Annotated in this window: 21 protein-coding genes; 13 read left to right on the top strand and 8 right to left on the bottom strand. The window is 69.0% G+C overall.

Going from position 1 to position 17,066, the window contains the following annotated elements; genetic code table 11:
• Positions 1-30 precede the first annotated feature (30 nt).
• On the bottom strand, positions 31-3,231 hold the full coding sequence (locus IEY88_RS40970) for a penicillin acylase family protein (RefSeq protein ID WP_189160286.1): 3,201 nt from the start codon (positions 3,229-3,231) through the stop codon (positions 31-33).
• Between the two features lie 451 nt (positions 3,232-3,682).
• On the opposite strand from IEY88_RS40970, the gene IEY88_RS40965 reads away from it, so the two are divergent.
• On the top strand, positions 3,683-4,330 hold the full coding sequence (locus IEY88_RS40965; protein WP_030481367.1) for a response regulator: 648 nt from the start codon (positions 3,683-3,685) through the stop codon (positions 4,328-4,330).
• A gap of 10 nt (positions 4,331-4,340) precedes the next feature.
• On the opposite strand, the gene IEY88_RS40960 is transcribed toward IEY88_RS40965, so the two are convergent.
• Positions 4,341-5,798 carry a GGDEF domain-containing protein gene (locus tag IEY88_RS40960; protein WP_229694231.1) on the bottom strand — a complete coding sequence of 486 codons (1,458 nt, stop codon included), beginning with the start codon at positions 5,796-5,798 and terminating at the stop codon, positions 4,341-4,343.
• An 86-nt stretch (positions 5,799-5,884) separates the two neighbouring features.
• Positions 5,885-6,517, bottom strand: coding sequence for a 5,6-dimethylbenzimidazole synthase (bluB, locus tag IEY88_RS40955; RefSeq protein ID WP_189160284.1), 633 nt, complete (start codon positions 6,515-6,517; stop codon positions 5,885-5,887).
• A 140-nt stretch (positions 6,518-6,657) separates the two neighbouring features.
• Here bluB and IEY88_RS40950 point away from each other — a divergent pair, with 140 nt between their 5' ends.
• On the top strand, positions 6,658-6,957 hold the full coding sequence (locus tag IEY88_RS40950; protein ID WP_189160283.1) for a hypothetical protein: 300 nt from the start codon (positions 6,658-6,660) through the stop codon (positions 6,955-6,957).
• On the opposite strand, the gene rpsR is transcribed toward IEY88_RS40950, so the two are convergent.
• Genes rpsR through rpmB form a run of 4 tightly spaced genes read right to left on the bottom strand, consistent with a single transcriptional unit; the run spans position 6,905 to position 7,825 of the window.
• The gene (rpsR, locus tag IEY88_RS40945; RefSeq protein WP_189160282.1) at positions 6,905-7,135 is read right to left on the bottom strand and encodes a 30S ribosomal protein S18; all 231 of its coding nucleotides are present in this window, start codon (positions 7,133-7,135) and stop codon (positions 6,905-6,907) included. The two genes, IEY88_RS40950 and rpsR, sit on opposite strands and share 53 nt — an antisense overlap.
• The gene (gene rpsN, locus IEY88_RS40940) at positions 7,135-7,428 is read right to left on the bottom strand and encodes a 30S ribosomal protein S14 (protein ID WP_189160281.1); all 294 of its coding nucleotides are present in this window, start codon (positions 7,426-7,428) and stop codon (positions 7,135-7,137) included. Before rpsN ends, rpsR begins: the two co-directional genes overlap by 1 nt.
• Positions 7,428-7,595, bottom strand: a complete 168-nt coding sequence (gene rpmG / locus IEY88_RS40935; RefSeq protein ID WP_090097319.1) for a 50S ribosomal protein L33 — start codon at positions 7,593-7,595, stop codon at positions 7,428-7,430. Before rpmG ends, rpsN begins: the two co-directional genes overlap by 1 nt.
• Positions 7,595-7,825, bottom strand: coding sequence for a 50S ribosomal protein L28 (gene rpmB, locus IEY88_RS40930; protein ID WP_189160280.1), 231 nt, complete (start codon positions 7,823-7,825; stop codon positions 7,595-7,597). Before rpmB ends, rpmG begins: the two co-directional genes overlap by 1 nt.
• A gap of 54 nt (positions 7,826-7,879) precedes the next feature.
• On the opposite strand from rpmB, the gene IEY88_RS40925 reads away from it, so the two are divergent.
• From IEY88_RS40925 to rpmF, 3 genes are read left to right on the top strand one after another with little or no spacing between them, the layout of a single operon-like run.
• Positions 7,880-8,764, top strand: a complete 885-nt coding sequence (locus IEY88_RS40925; RefSeq protein WP_189160279.1) for a GTP-binding protein — start codon at positions 7,880-7,882, stop codon at positions 8,762-8,764.
• Entirely contained in the window at positions 8,761-9,012 is a 252-nt protein-coding gene (locus IEY88_RS40920; protein ID WP_189160278.1) for a type B 50S ribosomal protein L31, read from the top strand. Before IEY88_RS40925 ends, IEY88_RS40920 begins: the two co-directional genes overlap by 4 nt.
• Positions 9,012-9,173 carry a 50S ribosomal protein L32 gene (gene rpmF, locus IEY88_RS40915; RefSeq protein WP_071812574.1) on the top strand — a complete coding sequence of 54 codons (162 nt, stop codon included), beginning with the start codon at positions 9,012-9,014 and terminating at the stop codon, positions 9,171-9,173. The genes IEY88_RS40920 and rpmF overlap by 1 nt, the downstream gene beginning before the upstream one ends.
• Here rpmF and IEY88_RS40910 read toward each other — a convergent pair.
• Positions 9,170-9,817, bottom strand: coding sequence for a histidine phosphatase family protein (locus IEY88_RS40910; RefSeq protein ID WP_189160277.1), 648 nt, complete (start codon positions 9,815-9,817; stop codon positions 9,170-9,172). The genes rpmF and IEY88_RS40910 overlap by 4 nt on opposite strands.
• Positions 9,818-9,891: 74 nt before the next feature.
• Between IEY88_RS40910 and IEY88_RS40905 the strand changes: the two genes are divergently transcribed.
• The 8 genes from IEY88_RS40905 (at position 9,892) to lepB (ending at position 17,047) form a co-directional block, all read left to right on the top strand.
• Entirely contained in the window at positions 9,892-10,212 is a 321-nt protein-coding gene (locus IEY88_RS40905) for an EthD family reductase (RefSeq protein ID WP_189160276.1), read from the top strand.
• A complete protein-coding gene (locus tag IEY88_RS40900; protein ID WP_189160275.1) occupies positions 10,209-11,024 on the top strand; it encodes a 3-hydroxyacyl-CoA dehydrogenase family protein in 816 nt (271 codons plus the stop codon). The genes IEY88_RS40905 and IEY88_RS40900 overlap by 4 nt, the downstream gene beginning before the upstream one ends.
• Before the next feature lie 4 nt (positions 11,025-11,028).
• Positions 11,029-12,192, top strand: a complete 1,164-nt coding sequence (locus IEY88_RS40895; RefSeq protein ID WP_229694230.1) for a GNAT family N-acetyltransferase — start codon at positions 11,029-11,031, stop codon at positions 12,190-12,192.
• A 52-nt stretch (positions 12,193-12,244) separates the two neighbouring features.
• Positions 12,245-13,228 carry a nucleotidyltransferase domain-containing protein gene (locus tag IEY88_RS40890; RefSeq protein WP_229694229.1) on the top strand — a complete coding sequence of 328 codons (984 nt, stop codon included), beginning with the start codon at positions 12,245-12,247 and terminating at the stop codon, positions 13,226-13,228.
• Between the two features lie 183 nt (positions 13,229-13,411).
• Positions 13,412-14,023: a trimeric intracellular cation channel family protein gene (locus IEY88_RS40885; RefSeq protein ID WP_189160274.1), complete on the top strand. Its 612-nt coding sequence runs from the start codon at positions 13,412-13,414 to the stop codon at positions 14,021-14,023.
• A 69-nt stretch (positions 14,024-14,092) separates the two neighbouring features.
• On the top strand, positions 14,093-14,788 hold the full coding sequence (locus tag IEY88_RS40880) for a response regulator transcription factor (protein WP_189160273.1): 696 nt from the start codon (positions 14,093-14,095) through the stop codon (positions 14,786-14,788).
• Entirely contained in the window at positions 14,785-16,173 is a 1,389-nt protein-coding gene (locus IEY88_RS40875; protein ID WP_373294284.1) for a sensor histidine kinase, read from the top strand. Before IEY88_RS40880 ends, IEY88_RS40875 begins: the two co-directional genes overlap by 4 nt.
• A gap of 22 nt (positions 16,174-16,195) precedes the next feature.
• Positions 16,196-17,047, top strand: coding sequence for a signal peptidase I (gene lepB, locus IEY88_RS40870; protein WP_189160272.1), 852 nt, complete (start codon positions 16,196-16,198; stop codon positions 17,045-17,047).
• Positions 17,048-17,066 lie beyond the last annotated feature (19 nt).

Here is a 17,066-nt window from a genome sequence, read left to right as displayed (position 1 = left end):
GGGGTGGATCGGCGTCCTCATCTCGAAGGCCTACGAGACGTAGACCTCAAGCTCGTACAGGGAGTATCCGTACTGCCCAGCCCGTTGGGTACCGGTCATCCGGAGGAATCTCGCGTCCTGTGGTGTGAACGCTACGACATCCTCGCCGCCATCGCCAGCACTTGTGGAGAAAACGTTCCGCCAGTTCGTGCCGTCATTGGAAATCTCGATGCGGTAGCCCTTCCCGTACGCCGACTCCCACCGCAACACCGTGCGACCGATCCGTTGCACTGAGCCAAGGTCCACCTGGATCCATTGGTTGTCGTTCCAGTCGCTGGCCCAGCGGGACGTCGGGTTGCCGTCCACCGCGTTCGACGGCGGGAGGGTGTTCCAGCCCGTTTCGTGCGACGACGCGGTGGTGGTGCGGCCGGCTGCCAGGTTGGCGATGTTCTGGCCCCGGCGGGCCGGGAACTGCACGACCTGCTGGTAGGTCGGGCGGTTCTGCCAGTGGATCTTGTCCTGGGTGATGCCGCCCATGGCGCGGTGGATGATCGTGTCCGCGCACCACTGGTCGCCTGCGGCGCAGTCGGCGTCGCCCGGGTAGACGGCGTTCGCGGGCTTGGCGGCGGCCGTCTGCAGAGCGGAGACGAGAGCGGTGCGGCAACCGGACAAAGTGCCGCCGCCGCAGTACGTCTGCGGGAACGCGCCCTGGACCGGGTCGCCCAGGACCTTGCGCAGGTCCTTGTCCACGTAGCCCCACCAGCCGTACTGGAACGACGAACCCTTGTGCGGTGCGGCGCCGTGCGCGTCGGACGGGGCCTCGTCCACCTGCTGTGCTGCCACGACGGCGTTGTACAGGCCGTCGCCCAGGGACGGCTTGAACTGCGCCTCGACCAGGAGGGGCCACCAGGCATCCAGAATCCGGATGGCTTCGGCGTGGTTGTAGGTCTTGCTGCCCTTCGCGGTCTCCTTGCGCAACGAGCCGGAGCGCTGCCAGTCCTTCAGCTTCTGCACGACCGGGGCCAGCGAAGCATCCACCGGAGCGGACTCCACCACCCTCAGCAGTTCGGGCAGCACCTGCTCGGCACGCAGGTCGGCTACGGCCGCTTCGGCCATCACGCGGGTCAGCGCAGCACGCGTGACCTTCTGGCCCGACGCGATGAGAGCGCGCACGCGACGGTCGAGCAGGTCGCCGCGGTGCACGGCGCTGTGGCCGAACCCGCCGAACGTGAAGTCCTTGGCCTGCTTGTTGTTCCAGGACACGTAGTAGTCCTGGTTGATCGAGTTCGGGTGTCCGGCGAACGGCATCACGGTGGACGTGTTGTCGTCGCCGTTCCAGCCGACCCACTCGTACTCGGCCCGGCCCCACGTCGGCAGGTTCGGGTCCACAGTGGAGCGGCGGACCGGGTTCAGGCCCGAGTTGAAGTACGCGGTGTCGCGCGAGTCCACGTAGAACCAGTTGAACGCGTACCCGATCTTGTTGGCCGCGCGCTGGAAGTCCGGAGCAGAACGGATCGCGGACGGGTCGTTGAGCTCCTGGAAGCCGATGATCGAGTCGACCTCGTGCATGTACGTCGAACGCAGCGTGGTGTACGCGACGACCGTGCCGCCCACGGTCGCACGGCTCGTCACCAGGCCGTACTTGGTCCGGTACATCACCAGCGTGTACGAACCGGCGGGCGTGCCGTCCGCGACGGTCGGCTTCCAGGCGTTCTTGCGCTCCAGGCGTTCCATCGGCAGGCAGGCGCCGTGGAACAGGTACGACGTCGAAGCCTTCGAAGCAGGAGAACCGTCCGGATTGCACAGTTCGACGGCGTAGGTGTCGACGATGTCCTGGCCCGACGAGGTGGCGCTCCACGAGTAGTCGACGCCGCGCCCGAGCTGCACGTACATCGAGACGCCGGCGAACGCGACGCCGCGCGAACGGATGCCGGGGCCGTTGAGCTCCTGCAGCAGGAGCAGCTGCGGTGCGAAGTAACCGGTCTGCGGGCCCCACACGGCGATCGGGTTGCCGGTGTCGGTGTGCGCGCCCGAGACGGCCAGCGCGTTCGACATGCCGTGCTTCTTGTTCAGCAGGTCGGCGGGCAGCACGCCGTCGGAGAAGATCCCGCGAGCCTTGGCCACGTCCGCGGCGGCGGGAACAGCCACAGCAGCGCCGGTGCCGCCCACCTCGTCGTAGACCATGCGCTCGGGCGTGATGGAACCACCGTCCGGCAGCGCCACGCCGTGAGGCGAAGCGGGCGAGGCCGAGTACGGGAAGGACTGTCCGTCGTGGAGGGTCAGCACGGCCTCGGGGTCGTTCTGCGCCCGGAACGCGTTCCACACCTGCTCACCGACGGCGGCGCCGTACTTGTTCTGCGCTGCCAGCTTCACCAGCGCCGACTGCACCTCGCCGCCACCACCGGCACCGAACAGGCCGCCGACGACGGAGGCGATCGCCACCATGTCGGTCGGCTTGAACGGCTGGATGTCGTTCCAGTTCGTGATCGCGTCGGCGTGCCCGGTCAGCACGTACTCGCCGGGGAAGTTGCGGGCGCTGATGGACTGCGTGATGTACGCGTTGATCCCCGCGGTGTAGTCGTTGACGTCGGCCATCGCCTGCCGCCCGCGCTCACCGCCGTTCGCGGCCGCGGACTCGATCTGCTTCTGCAGATCCGCCTCGGTGTACGGGATCTGGTTGAAGAAGCTCTGCTCCAGCACGCGGTTGCCGGGCGCGCCGCCGGCGAACCCGGTCAGCTGCCCGCGGCCGAGGTGGCGGAAGACGTCCATCAGCCACAGGCGGTCCTGCGCGGCCGCGAAGCCGGCGCCGAACATCGTGCCGGACCGCGTGGTCCCGGTGATGTGCGGCATGCCGATCTTCTTGTCGCGCACGATCGTGACGTCCGCGCGAGGCTTCAGCGTGCTCTCGACCTGGTCGGCCGGCACGCCGAACGACGCGTCGTTGAAGAAGTCCGTCAGCTGGCCGTTCGTCAGGCCGCTGTAGCCGCCGACCAGCGCGTCGTACTTGCCGAGCTGGTCGGCCGAGTGCGCGGGCCTGGTGCCGAACGCCTTGTGGGTGAGGATCTCGGCCAGCGTCGCGTTGCCGTTGTTACCGGGCGGCAGGATGTCGCCGCACTGCCCGAGGCAGTAGTCGTCGGCGGCGTACGCGGCGGCGCGCGGGGGTTCCTCGGCCTGTGCGAGTGGAACGATCAAAAGGGAGGCGGTGACGGCGGCGGTCGCCAGCAGGGACGTCACCGGATTGGCTCTCCGCATCGCGCGAAGCTCCTCTCCGTGCAGGGCAGGACTGTTGTGACGCACGTTACTTTCCGGTAGGCCTATTGCGAAAGACCTTCGCGTTTTCTGGAGGCCCACCGGAACGCCTGTATCGATACCGAAACCGATCAGCAGGACGTATGGGCAGAAATGAGGAAGTCGAAGACTTCTGAATCGGATTACCTAGGCCGTATCCGTGTTTCTGGTACGTCATTCCACTGAGTGGGATATTCGTGTTTCGTCACTCAGGGTTCCGACGGCCCCTCCTAACGCCTGGTGGCCTGCCTACGCAGCGAAGTCAGCGCTCAATTCCGGTAACTGTGAACGTGGTCCGCGTTCTCGAAAATCTGTAACCACATGATGAGATAACTGAGAATTAACGTGACCTTCGGCGTGCGTACGCCAAGATCACGAACATGAGGGAGCACGGAACGCCAATGCGGGAGGCGTCGTGATCAAGGTTCTGCTGGCCGACGACGAGGATCTCGTCCGTTCCGGCCTTCGCATGATCCTGAGCAGCGTCGGAGACATCGAAGTTGTTGCTGAGGCCGATGACGGTCACCTGGTAGCCGACCTGGCACGCCAGCACCGTCCGCACGTGGTCCTGCTCGACATCCGGATGCGCACCTCGGACGGACTCGTGGCCTTGCGGAGGCTGCGGACCCTGCCGGACCCACCGAGGGTCTGCATCCTGACCACGTTCGACGTCGACGAATACGTTTCGGAAGCACTGCGTCTCGGCGCGGCCGGCTTCCTCCTCAAGGACACCGAACCGGAACAGCTCGTCAAAGCCGTGCGCGATCTCGCGCGCGGGGGTGCTGTTCTCGACCCCGGCGTCGCGGCGAGGGTTCTCGCGGCGGTGGCGGACGGTGAACGAATGGCGGAGCCGGCACGCAGGCTTCTCCAGAGCCTGTCCGAACGCGAGCGCGAGGTGCTCGTGCTGATCGGCCAGGGCATGTCCAACGCGGAGATCGGCGGCACCCTGCACCTGTCGGAGGCGACGGTGAAGGGCTACGTGAGCTCCGTGCTCGGCAAGATCGGCGCGGTCAACCGCGTGCAGGCCGCACTGGTGGCCTACCGCGGCGGCCTGATCGCCTAGCGAAGAACTCTCAGTTCCCCGAAACGATCTCGGGCACCTCGTCCACCGAGGGCTCGACCTCGACCCTGTTGCGGCCCTGCCGCTTGGCGCGGTACAGCGCCATGTCGGCGGCCGCGAACAGCTGGTCCAGTTTGGCCGGTCCCGCCGCGACACCGATGCTGACCGTCGGGCGGCGGACCGAGCCGAGCACCATCGTCCAGTCGTGCCCGTCGACGGCCGCGCGGATCCGCTCGGCCACGTTCGGGCCGACGTCCATGTTCGGCCCGGTGTCGCCGAGCACCACCACGAACTCGTCACCGGCCCAGCGCGCCACCAGGTCGTCCGCCCGGCACTCGCGCCGCAGCAACGCCGCGATCTCGCGCAACGCCGCATCACCCGTCGCGTGCCCCGCGTCGTCGTTGACGTTCTTGAACCAGTCGACGTCGACCAGCACGAGCCACGGCACCCGCCCGCGCGCCGCCGTCGACTCCAGCAACGCGGCGGCCGCACGTTCCAGCCCGAGCCGGTTCGCCAGGCCCGTCAACGGGTCGCGCGCTGCGGCCTCCTGCGCCGCCACCGCGAGCCGCTGCGCCTGAACGGCCACCCGGCGCTGTTCCAGCGCCTGACCCAGGCCTTCCTGCAACGTCTCCCTGGCCGTGCGGGAGGCGGCCATCGACCGGCGCAACGCCTCGGCTTCACCCTCCGCGTCACCCAGGGCGTGGCAGATGTCCGCCAGCTCCGTGGAGAACCGCAGCAGCAGTGACGTGTCGTTGATGCGTTCGGCACTCGTCACCGCACGGGACGCGAGTGTGCGCGCCTCGTCGAAGTCGTCCTGCTCCCGCCGCACCACGGCGAGAACCCAGTTGCCGACCGAGATGCCCCAGAGGTCGTCGGCGTCGAGGGACAGCCGCAGCGTCTCCTCGCCCATCTCCTCGGCCTTGTCCAGCTGGCCGACACCGGCCAGGGACCGCCCGCACGCGCCGAGGAGCGCGCGCCGGTGCACCTCGTCCTTCACGATGCCCAGGCCCTCGTCGAGGTACGCCAGGGCTTCCTCGAAGATCGCCGGCGCCGCCGCGACAGGGCCCGAGCAGGCGCGGAAGTTGAGCGAACCACCGAGGCGCTGCAGGCAGTGGGCCAGCACGTCGGTGTTGCCCGCCCGCCGCGCGACCTGAACGGACAGCCGCAGCATCTCGAGCGCCGCGCGCCGGTTGCCGATGCCCTCCATCAGATAACCGAGCGAACCCATCGTGTGGGCCACGGCCGGGCTGTCGGAACGGTCGGCGTCGAGGTCGGTCCACCCCTCGGCGGCCAGTTCCAGGGCGAGGGGGATGCGGCCGAGGCGCCAGGCCATCACCGCCCGGTTGACCAGCACCGCTGATCGAACCCAGCGGTCGGCGCCGGGGGACACCTTGGTGACCACCTCGTCGAAGAGGCTGTTCGCCTCCGGCAAGCGGCCAGCGTTGAGCAACGCGCGGACCTCTCGGTCCAACCGCGGAATCTGGCCCGCTACCAGCGGATCGCGCTGCTCCACTCGTTCATCGACTCCGTTCCGACTCGCCGAGCGGCCCGCACAGGCTACCGGGTTGGTCGCGCCCTGTACCGATCGTGGTGCAGGACGTCATCGAGGGGTAGTCGGTTGCGCCAACCGTGACGTTCCAGGTCGGGCGTTTCGGGCAGTGATCGAACCGGACCGACGCACAACCACGCAACCGGACGGACCCTGGTGGGGATGTCCAGCAGACGGCGCAGCACATCTTCTCGGTAGAAGCTCACCCAGCCAACACCGAGTCCCTCTTCGGTCGCGGCGAGCCACAGGTTCTGGATGGCCAGGCACACGGAGTACAGACCCGCGTCCGCGATCGCGTGCCTGCCGAGCACCGCCGGCGAGCCCCGGTCGGGGTCGTAGGTGACCACGATGCCGAGGGTGGACTCCATGACGCCCTCGACCTTGATGCGTGCGAACATCTCCGCTCGCTCCTGGTCGAGCTGAGCTGCGAAGACGCTGCGTTCGGCCTGGACGTGGTCGCGGAACGCGCGCCGGGTCGACTCGTCCCGCACGAGCACGAAGTCCCACGGCTGGGAGAGGCCGACGCTGGGGGCGGCGTGTGCGGCGGTCAGCACCCGGCGCAGCACGTCGTCCGGGATCGCTTCACCGGAGAACTCGGCGCGGGTGTCCCTGCGGCGGTGGACCACGTCGTACAGGTTCATTCGTGCGATCGTGCCTCACTCGAAAGCACCAACTTCACGCTGGAGAGGTGGCGCTGATCTCACCTGCGCGATAGACCGATCGGATGCGAAGAATGAGAGGTGGGTACGGCTCGGCGCTCGGATTCGGCGGAGGAGTCGCCGTGACCACGTTCACCGGTGCCTGGCCGCTGCTCGCGTTGGTGTTGCTCGCCGCCGTCGTGGTGGTCGTCTCGTTGAAGACGACGGTCGTCGGCGCCGGCCTGGCCGCACTGCAGTGCTGGGGCCTCTACGCGACCTTCTTGGTGGGTGTTCGTGGCGATCTGACGGTCGACGAACACACGACCTGGGTGCTCGCGTTGCTGGTGCAACTCGCCGCGCTGGCCCTGCTGGCCAGCGCGGCGGTGCGGGTCATCGCGTTTGTGACGGGTACGGCAGCAAGGCCATCTCCCGTGCGTTCTTGATCGCCGTGGCGACCTGGCGCTGCTGCTGCGGCGTCAGGCCGGTCACGCGCCGGGACCGGATCTTGCCCCGGTCCGAGAGGAACTTGCGCAGCAGCGTGACGTCCTTCCAGTCGACGACGGTCACGCCATCCTTCGCGAGGAGGTTCACCCTGCGCTTGAGAGGCCTCTTCTCGCGCATCACCAGCTCGCCTTCGAGACGCCGGGCAGCTCACCGCGGTGGGCCATCTCCCGCAGCCGGACGCGGGACAGGCCGAACTTCCGGTTGAACGCGCGCGGGCGTCCGTCCACGGTGTCCCGGTTGCGCAACCGGGTCGGGGACGCGTCCCGCGGCAGCTTCTGCAGCCCCTGCAACGCTTCCGCGCGCGTCTCCGGGTGCCGCAGCATCTCCTTGAGCTCGGCCCGCCGTTCCGCGTACCGCGCCACGACCACGCGGCGGCGCTGGTCCGCGGCGATCTTCGACTTCTTCGCCATCAGCGCTCTTCCTTGAACTCGACGTGCTTGCGCGCCACCGGGTCGTACTTGCGCAGCACCAGGCGGTCCGGGTCGTTGCGCCGGTTCTTGCGGGTCACGTACGTGTACCCGGTGCCGGCGGTCGACCTCATCTTGATGATCGGCCGGACGTCCGTGCTCTTGGCCATCAGATGTTCTCCCCCTGCGCGCGGAGCCGGGCCACCGCGGCCTCGACGCCGATCTTGTCGACGGTCTTGATGCCCTTCGCGGACAGCGTCAGCGTCACGAACCTGTTCAGCGACGGCACGAAGTACCGCTTGCGCTGGACGTTCGGGTTCCACCGGCGCCGCGTCTTGCGTTGCGAGTGCGAGACGCGGTTGCCGAAGCCCGGCTCACGGCCGGTCAGCTGGCAGCGCAACTGGTACCTTCATGCAGATTGAAACGACTTTCGTTTTCATCTACGGTACCTCACATGGAAACCGTTGTCGTTATGGTGGCGGGGCTGGTCGACCACGACGTCGCTGTGCGGGTGTGGCGCGACCGGCCCGGTTCGGTGCTCGTACGGCACGTGGCCGCGGAAACGAGCGTCACGCGCTGGGTCGACGGCGTCGCGACCGAGGTCGGGCTGCTGCACGGGTGCGTGTCCTGCACCGTGCGCGAGGACCTGCGGGAGCTGCTCAGCACGTTCGCCGGGCACACGGTCGTGCTGCACCTGGACCCGCTGCTGGAGCCGGACGCGGTGCGCCGCAAGCTCGGCGTCGACGTCGAGTGCGTGATCACCGTGCTCGACGCGGCGACCTGGCTGGACGACGCGTTGAGCGACGCTTCGATGACCAGCGACCGGCGGACCGTCGCGCAGGTCGTCGTCGCGCAGGCCGAGGCGGCGGATGTGCTGGTGCTGCAGGGAGACGCGGACGAACGCACGCTCGCCGTGCTCGACCGCCTCGCTCCCGGCGCGCACCGCTGCACGCCCGAGACGGTGGTGGCGCGCAGGGGCAAAAGGCCGCGGATGATGCCCCTCGCGCCCGAATGTGGTGTCTCGACAGCGGTTTTCACGGCGGACCGGCCGTTCCACCCGGCCCGCCTCAACGACGCGCTCGACTCGTTGCTGAGCGGAACGGTCGTGCGTTCACGCGGCCGGCTCTGGGTCGCGGACGAGCCGGACGTCGCGCTGCACCTGGAATCCGCAGGGTGCGGCATGCATGTCGGCGAGGGCGGGCCTCGCGGTGGCAAGACCACTCAGATCGTGGCGATCACCCTCGGCGAACCGGACGTCATCACCGACGCGTTCGCGGGCGCGCTGCTCACCGACGACGAACTGTCCTTCGTGGACTCGATCCGAAAGCTGGCCATATGAAATCCGGAATCCACCCCGACTACCACCCGGTCGTCTTCCAGGACGCGTCCACCGGCAAGACGTTCCTGACCCGCTCGACCGCGACCTCGAGCAAGACGATCGAGTGGGAGGACGGCAACTCCTACCCGCTGCTGATCGTCGACGTCACCGCCGACTCGCACCCGTTCTGGACGGGCACGCAACGGGTCATGGACACCGCCGGCCGGGTCGAGAAGTTCAACCGCCGCTACGGAAAGCGAGAGCGCTGATGGCCGTTCCCAAGCGCAAGACGTCCCGGTCCAACACTCGGCACCGCCGGTCGCAGTGGAAGGCCACCGCGCCGGACCTGGTGCGCGTGCGGACGTTGGACGGCAAGGAGCTGCTCGTGCCGCGCCGGTTGGTCGCGGCGTACAAGCGCGGGCTCCTTTAAAGGGGCTGCTGGACCGTTCCGTCCGGTGAGTCGCGCCACTGGTCGAACGGGCGGTCCAGCCTCCAGCCCGTGCCGTCGTGGTCGAGCACCCGGTTCTCGCACGTGTCCGGATTGGACAGTGACTCGAACAGCTCGATACTCCAGTCGAAGAACCTGCGGCACAACAACCTGATCGTCAGACCGTGCGACACGACCAGCACCGTCTTCGGGTGCGTCTCGTCCTCGTGCATCCGCACGGTGAGGCCGTCGAGGAACGCCGCGACCCGGTCGTCCACGTCCGCGCCCGACTCGCCGTTGGGCAGCCGGAAGAAGAAGTGGCCGAACGCGTGCCGCTGGTGCTTGAGCACCTCCTGCTGCACCGGGTCCTGGAGGTTGCCCCAGTCCTGCTCGCGCACCCTCGGCTCGGTGACGATCCGCTCGGCGTCGATCCCGAGCAGGTCGAACGTCCGCCTCGTCCTCGTGTACGGCGAGACGTAGGCCGCGACCGGTCCGCCGCCGACCAGTTCCTCGATCACCGGACCGGCGGCGCGTGCCTGGTCCTCACCAGCGGGGGTGAGCGGCAGGGCGTGGTCGGGGATGCGGCAGTAGGCGAGCTCGTCGACGTTGCCGAGGCTCTGTCCGTGGCGCAGCAGGATGATCCGCACCCCACCATCGTGCCTCAGCCCCGGGAGTGCGCCGGGCGTTACAGTGCTCGGCGAGTCGAGGAGGATGGTGTCACATGATCAAGTACATCGCGCTGTACAAGAAGCCCGACGACCCCGAGGGCTTCGACCAGAAGTACTTCGAGTCGCACCTGCCGATCGTGAGCTCGGTTCCCGGCCTGGTCCGCGCCGAGGTCGCCAGGGTGGAACAGGTGTTCCTGGGCGGGTTCCTCGGCGACACCGTGCTGCACCTGATGGCGGAGATGTACTTCGAGTCCGAGGAGTCGTTCAAGGCCGCCCTGCAGTCGCCGGAGTGGGCCACGTCGGGCGCCAACCTCGCCGAGATCGGTGGGATGGAGCTCGTCGCGATGTTCAGCGCCGAGGTGGTCGACAAGTGAAGGCCGTCGTCATCGGCGGCGGCACGATGGGCGCGGGCATCGCGCACCTCCTGCTCGCGAACGGCCACGACGTCACGCTGTCGGAGGCCGACGCGGAGCGTGCCGAGCAGGGCAGAGCCGCCGTCCGGCGCTCGCTCGACAAGGCTCGGGAGAAGGGCAAGCTGGCCGACGCCGAGGCGGCGTTCGCGAAGCTGAGCACGGGTGAGCTGCCCGCCGACGCCGAGCTCGTCGTCGAGGCGGTACCGGAGAACGTGCCGCTCAAGCAGGAGGTGCTCGGGTTCGCGGCCGAGAAGTGCCCCGGCGCGGTCCTCGCGTCCAACACGTCGTCGCTCTCGATCGCCGACATCGCCGCCGGACTGCCCGGCGAACGCGTGCTGGGCATGCACTTCTTCAACCCCGTCCCGGTGCAGCAACTCGTCGAGCTCGTCCACCACGAGGGCGTTGACCCCGCGAACGTGGCCAAGGTGCGGACGTGGGCCGAGCAGATGGGCAAGACCGTCATCGAGGTGCGCGACTCGCCGGGCTTCGCGACCTCACGGCTGGGCGTCGCCGTCGGTATGGAAGCCATCCGCATGGTCGAGGAGGGCGTCGCCTCCGCCGCCGACATCGACACCGGCATGAAGCTCGGTTACCGCTGGCCGATGGGGCCGCTGGAGCTCACGGACCTGGTCGGGCTCGACGTCCGGCTGGCCATCGCCGAGCACCTCGCGGCGCGGCTCGGACCCCGGTTCGAGCCCCCGGCGCTGCTGCGGGACAAGGTCGCCCGCGGCGAGCTGGGAAAGAAGTCGGGCCAGGGCTTCTTCACCTGGTAGAGAGATGTCCGTGCACATCCGCGAGTTCACCGAGGACGACCGCGACGCCGTGTTCCGGTTGCGCAAGGTCGCGTTCAACGGGACGAAGCCGTCGGGACCGCTGCTGAGGCCGGGTTCGCTCGGACTGGCGGCCGAGATCGACGGCCGGGTCGCGGGTGTGCTCGGCATCGGCTCGTACGCGCAGTTCTACGGCGGCGCCGCGGTCCCCATGGGCGGGATCGGCGGTGTCGCCGTCGACGGGGCGTACCGCGGCCGGGGGATCGCGAACGCGCTGCTCGACGCGTCGCTGCGCACCATGCGGGAGCACGGCCAGTCGCTCTCGGTCCTGTTCGCCACCGTGCCGACGCTGTACCGGCGCCGCGGCTGGGAACGCGCCGGGGTGTTCGAGTGGGTCGAGCTGCCGATGGACAGGCTGCTGTCGGTGCCGAAGCCCGCGGAGCTGATCCCCTCGCGTCCCGCCGAGAAGAGCGACCTCCCCGCGCTGCACGAGTGCTACCTGGAGGTGGCGCGGACGATCGACGGCATGCTCGACCGCCGTCCACCGCGGATCGACGTCGAGAAGGTCCTCGAGATCGACCTGGTCAGCGTGCTGCCCGGCCCGGACGGCCTGCGCGGCTACCTGACGGCCCAGCGCGAGCCCGGCGGCGACATGGGCCGGCTCAAGGTCCACGACCTCATCGGCGTCGACGTCGAGGCCCAGCTGAACCTGCTCGCGTCGCTGGCGTCGTGGGCGGGCGCGCTCGAGGCGGTCGACCTGCGGATCACCGACCCGGCGACGGTGAACCTCCTGGCCGCCACGCCGTTGCGCTACTCCGTCTGGACGTCGACCTGGATGCAGCGCGTCGTCGACCTGCCCGCCGCCGTGGCCGCACGGGGCTGGCCGCGCCTCGCCGACGCGACGGTCGACCTCGAGGTCGTCGACGACCACGCACCGTGGCACGCGGGCCCGCAACGTCTCGTGGTGCAGGACGGTTCGGTGCGCGTCGAACCTGGCGGCACCGGCGCGGTGAGGCTGCACGCGCGGGCGCTCGGGCCGTGGTTCTCCGGCGCGCAGAACACGCATGCGTTGCGGCGCGCCGGTGTGCTGGAGGGCGACCCGGCCGATGCGGCGCTGCTCGACCAGCTCACGGCCTCGTCCGGCACGCCCCGGATCGCGGACTTCTTCTGACGAACGGCTTTCATTACGTGATCCCCACCCGCACGTCGGTCACAATGGTCGGATGTCGGGGGACCAGGACGAGGTCAGGCATGCCTACGGCGACAACATGGGTTGGCGCCTGAAGGGCTATTCGAAGCGGCGCAGCGGGGCGCCGGTCAGCGAGCGGGAGATCTCGCGGCAGCAGTTCCTGATGATCAGACCGTTCTTCGACGCCGAGGACAACCCGTGGCTCGTGGACCTGAACGAGGTGGTCCCCGCCATCCGTCCGTGCATCGAGCACGTGCTGGGTCCGCTGGATCCCGACGAGGACTACTACGTCACCGGCCACCCGCTGGACTGGGACAAGGACCCGGTGCAGGTCGCACGGGACGTGCTCGACGCCAAGTACCCGCTGGCCAGGGCGGCGTTCCTCGGCGGCAGCGTGGCGTCGGGGACCTACACGGCGAACTCCGACCTGGACATGATCGTGATCGTCGACGACCTGCCGGGCGCGTTCCGCGAGACGCTGCGGCACCGCGGCTGGCCGGTCGAGCTGTTCTGCCACACGATCGAGTCGTTCTGGGACTTTGTGGCCAGGGACATCGAGGGCCGGCGGCCCCCGTTGCTCAACATGTGCGCCGAGGGGTTCCTCATGCTCGACGCCGACGGCACCGGTCAGCGCATCCGGTCCGAGGCGCGCGCTCGGCTGGACGCAGGTCCGCCGCCCGCGACCGTCACCGAGCTGGAAGACCGTCGCTACGGCACCACGGACCTGCTCGAAGACCTGATCGGCGCACGGGACGAGGACGAGCGTCTGTTCGTCGCGGCCCGTCTGCTGACCTGCGCGGGAGAACTGGCGTTGGTGGTGCAGAACCGGTGGCTCGGGCACGGCAAGTGGTTGCTGCGCCGGTTGCGCGACGCCAAGGAGGACGAGCTCGTCGACTCCTACCGGGCGCTGGTGCGGGGCGAGGGCGCCGAGCGGTTCATCGCCGTCGTGGAGGCCGTGCTGGTGTCCGCGGGCGGGCGGATGGAGGCCGGATACCGTCGCGCGGCGCCCCAGCGCTGAACCGGTAGTGCCGTGACCGCCGACCTCCACCGCGTCTTCCGGCGCTCAGCAGGGCGTCTCGCGGCACCGGCCCCGCACCCCCATGTGCCGACATGAGGGCGCGGGGCCGGCACCGCGACACACCCGTCTGAACGTCGGAATACGGGGCGGACGTCGGCGGTCACGGCACTACTCTTCCCGCTCGTGCTGCTCATCGTCCTGGAGCTGATCGGTATCGCGGTCTTCGCCGCCTCCGGGGCGGTGGCCGCGGTCCGCGCCCGCCTCGACGTGTTCGGTGTGATCATCCTGGCCCTCACCACGGCGCTGGGCGGTGGCATCGTCCGCGACGTGCTGCTCGGCGTGCACCCGCCGACGAGCCTGCGGAACTGGCCGTACCTGCTGGTCGCCGGTGGCGCGGGCCTGATCGTGTTCTGGTTCCACCCTCAGGTCGCCAAGCTCCGCCGCAGCGTCCTGCTGCTGGACGCGGTGGGGCTCGGCCTGTTCGTCACGTCCGGCACGTCCACGGCGCTGTCACTCGGAGCGACTCCTTACGCTGCGTGCCTGATCGGTATGACGACGGGCATCGGCGGTGGCGCGATCCGCGATCTTCTGCTCCGTGAGATTCCTCTGGTCCTGAGGAGAGAGATCTACGCCGTGGCAGCGCTCTGCGGAGCGGTGGTCGTGGCGGTGGGCGAGTGGGCCGGATTTCCGAAAGGCCTGGTCGCGCTGACCGGTGCGTCAATAATCATCACGATCAGGCTGATCGCGCTCTGGCGGAAGTGGAACGCACCCGTCGCGCGGGGCCTGGAAGGCTAACGCCGAACTCACACCCGCAGTTAGGGCCCTTCTCAGGCGGCTCTCAGATCCCTCGGCAAGACTGCCCTCATGCGCATCCTCGTTGTCGACGACGACCGGGCGGTCAGGGAGTCACTCCGCCGCTCGCTCCAGTTCAACGGCTACCAGGTCGAGACCGCCGGAGACGGCGTGCAGGCCCTGGAGTCGGTGACCGCCGCCAGGCCGGACGCGATGGTGCTCGACGTGATGATGCCCCGCCTCGACGGCCTCGAGGTGTGCCGCAGGCTGCGCAGCACCGGTGACGACCTGCCGATCCTCGTGCTCACCGCGCGTGACGCCGTGAGCGACCGGGTGTCCGGTCTCGACGCCGGTGCCGACGACTACCTGCCCAAGCCGTTCGCGCTGGAGGAGTTGCTGGCCCGCCTGCGCGCGCTGCTGCGCCGGGCCGCCCACGACGACGACGCGGCCCAGAAGTCCGCCGCCGCGTTGAAGTTCTCCGACCTGGAACTGGACCCGTCGACCCGCGACGTCCGCCGCGGCGAGCGTCCGATCAGCCTCACCCGCACCGAGTTCGCGCTGCTCGAGCTCCTGCTGGCGCACCCGCGCCAGGTGCTCACCCGCAGCCGCATCCTGGAGGACGTGTGGGGATACGACTTCCCGACCTCGGGCAACGCTCTCGAGGTCTACGTGGGGTACCTGCGCCGCAAGACGGAGCTGGAGGGCGAGCCGAGGCTGATCCACACGGTGCGCGGGGTGGGCTACGTCCTGCGGGAGACCCCTCCGTGATCGTCGAACCCCAGGGACGCCTGCAAAGGGCGTCGCTGCGGGCTCGGGTCACCTGGCTCGCTGCTTTCTGCGTCGCCGGAGCCGTCGCGCTGGTGTCCCTCGGCGCGTACATGGTGGTGCGCAAGAGCACCTACGACGCCCTCGACGACGGCCTGCGCCAGCGGGCCGCCACCGTCGCGAACGGCACGAAGGTCACCACGCCGGACGAGGTCGCCAACTACCCGGCGGCGTTCCTCGCGGCGGGTGACGTGAAGATGGGCGTGCTGCTGGCCGACTCCGGGAAGATCATCTACCCGAAGGACTCCACCCCGCCGCCGAGCGTCCAGGAGGCCTGGGACGTCGCGGACGGCGACCGCCCCGAGTTCATCTGGACCGACCACAAGACCGAGACCAGGGTCATCGCGGTCCCGTACCAGCCGAACCAGGCGATCATCATCGCCCAGTCGATGGTGCCGCAGCGGACGACGCTCGCGAAGCTCAGCGTGGTGTTGCTGCTGATCGGCGGCGCCGGCGTGCTGCTCGCGGCCATCGCGGGCACGGCTGTGGCCCGCACGAGTCTGCGGCCCGTGCAGAGACTCACCGAGGCCACCGAACGGGTCGCGAACACCGGCGACCTGACCCCGATCCCGGTCGCGGGCGACGACGAGCTGGCACGGCTGACGCACAGCTTCAACGCGATGCTCGGCGCCGTCGCCGAGTCGCAGGAACGACAACGCCGCCTGGTCGCCGACGCGGGTCACGAGCTGCGCACGCCGTTGACGTCCATGCGCACGAACCTGGAGCTGCTCCTCGCCTCGGAACGCCCGGACGCCCCGACGTTGTCGCAAGAGGACAAGACGGAGATCCAGGCCGACGTGCGCGCTCAGATCGACGAGCTGACCACGCTCATCGGTGACCTGGTCGAACTGGCCCGCGAGGACGCGCCGCAGGTCATCCACGAGCCGGTCGACCTCAACGAGGTGGTGGAACGGTCGCTGGACCGCGCCCGCCGCCGCGCCTCGAACGCCGTGACGTTCGACGTGCAGCTGCAACCGTGGACACTTCTGGGTGATTCGAGCGCCCTGGAGCGCGCGGTGCTGAACCTCCTCGACAACGCGGTGAAGTTCAGTCCCTCGGGCTCGTCGGTGCGGCTGAACCTCCGTCAGATGGGCGACGGCAGCGCCGTGGTCGAGGTGGCCGACGCGGGTCCCGGCATCGCGGACGCCGATCTACCTCACGTTTTCGAGCGGTTCTACCGTTCGTCCGAGGCGCGGACCCTGCCGGGTTCCGGTCTGGGACTCGCCATCGTCAAGCAGGTGGCGCAGCGGCACGGCGGCACGGCCACGGCGGGCAGAGCCCCCGAGGGTGGAGCCCTGTTCACGTTGCGCCTACCCGGACGTCCGTAAGGTAGGCCGTGTGAGTCATCGCGTGAACGACGATTCCTCGTCGACCTGGGAGACGACCCCTTCCTCGGGCGACGGCCCCGCAGAACCCACGACGCGCTTCTCGACGTCCGGTTCGCGGTCTTCGTCCTCTTCGTCGTCGTACGAGGGCCGCTCCTCCTACGACGAGGACGGTACGCCGAAGTTCTCCAAGAAGAAGGCGAAGAAGAAGCAGCCGTTCTGGAAGGAACTGCTGGTCATCTTCAGCGTCGCGCTGCTGCTGACCGTCGTCATCCAGACGTTCGTCGCGCGCGTGTTCGTCATCCCGTCGGCCTCGATGGAGACGACGCTGCACGGCTGCACGGGCTGCGTGAACGACAAGGTGCTGGTCGAGAAGATCACGTACCTGTTCAACGACCCGCGCCCTGGCGACGTCATCGTCTTCCGCGGCCCGCCGAACTGGACCGGCGGCAAGGAGCCCCCGAACTTCGTGGTCGGCACCCTGCAGGACCTGGGTTCGATGGTGAACCTCTCCGAGCCCAGCGGCACGGACTTCATCAAGCGCGTCATCGCCGTCGGTGGCCAGACCGTCGAGTGCTGCGACGACCAGGGCCGCGTGATGGTCGACGGCAAGCCCCTCGACGAGCCGTACCTGAACTTCGGCGGCGGCCCGCGCCAGCAGGACTCGTTCGAGAAGGTCACCGTCCCCGCGGGCAAGCTGTGGGTGATGGGCGACAACCGCAACAACTCGTCGGACTCGCGCAAGCACGGCGACCCGACGCCGGCCGACGGCGCGATCCCGGTCGACAACGTGGTGGGCAAGGCCCGCGTGATCGTGATCCCCGTGGGGCGCTGGGGTTCGATCTCGGACTTCAACCCGCAGACCGGCGGGAACTAGCACTTCAGACGAGAAGGGG

Source organism: Lentzea pudingi, from assembly GCF_014646255.1.
Lineage (GTDB): Bacteria > Actinomycetota > Actinomycetes > Mycobacteriales > Pseudonocardiaceae > Lentzea > Lentzea pudingi.
The sequence above is the reverse complement of the archived record's forward strand: the minus strand, read 5'-3'. Positions and strand labels throughout refer to the sequence as shown.

Excerpts from the sequence above, each read along its gene's own strand:
- IEY88_RS40970 (WP_189160286.1), bottom strand. The coding sequence starts at position 3,231 with ATGCGGAGAGCCAATCCGGTGACGTCCCTGCTGGCGACCGCCGCCGTC.
- bluB (WP_189160284.1), bottom strand. The coding sequence starts at position 6,517 with ATGAACCTGTACGACGTGGTCCACCGCCGCAGGGACACCCGCGCCGAG.
- rpsR (WP_189160282.1), bottom strand. The coding sequence starts at position 7,135 with ATGCGCGAGAAGAGGCCTCTCAAGCGCAGGGTGAACCTCCTCGCGAAG.
- rpsN (WP_189160281.1), bottom strand. The coding sequence starts at position 7,428 with ATGGCGAAGAAGTCGAAGATCGCCGCGGACCAGCGCCGCCGCGTGGTC.
- rpmG (WP_090097319.1), bottom strand. The coding sequence starts at position 7,595 with ATGGCCAAGAGCACGGACGTCCGGCCGATCATCAAGATGAGGTCGACC.
- IEY88_RS40925 (WP_189160279.1), top strand. The coding sequence starts at position 7,880 with ATGGAAACCGTTGTCGTTATGGTGGCGGGGCTGGTCGACCACGACGTC.
- IEY88_RS40920 (WP_189160278.1), top strand. The coding sequence starts at position 8,761 with ATGAAATCCGGAATCCACCCCGACTACCACCCGGTCGTCTTCCAGGAC.
- rpmF (WP_071812574.1), top strand. The coding sequence starts at position 9,012 with ATGGCCGTTCCCAAGCGCAAGACGTCCCGGTCCAACACTCGGCACCGC.
- IEY88_RS40905 (WP_189160276.1), top strand. The coding sequence starts at position 9,892 with ATGATCAAGTACATCGCGCTGTACAAGAAGCCCGACGACCCCGAGGGC.
- IEY88_RS40895 (WP_229694230.1), top strand. The coding sequence starts at position 11,029 with ATGTCCGTGCACATCCGCGAGTTCACCGAGGACGACCGCGACGCCGTG.
- IEY88_RS40890 (WP_229694229.1), top strand. The coding sequence starts at position 12,245 with ATGTCGGGGGACCAGGACGAGGTCAGGCATGCCTACGGCGACAACATG.
- IEY88_RS40880 (WP_189160273.1), top strand. The coding sequence starts at position 14,093 with ATGCGCATCCTCGTTGTCGACGACGACCGGGCGGTCAGGGAGTCACTC.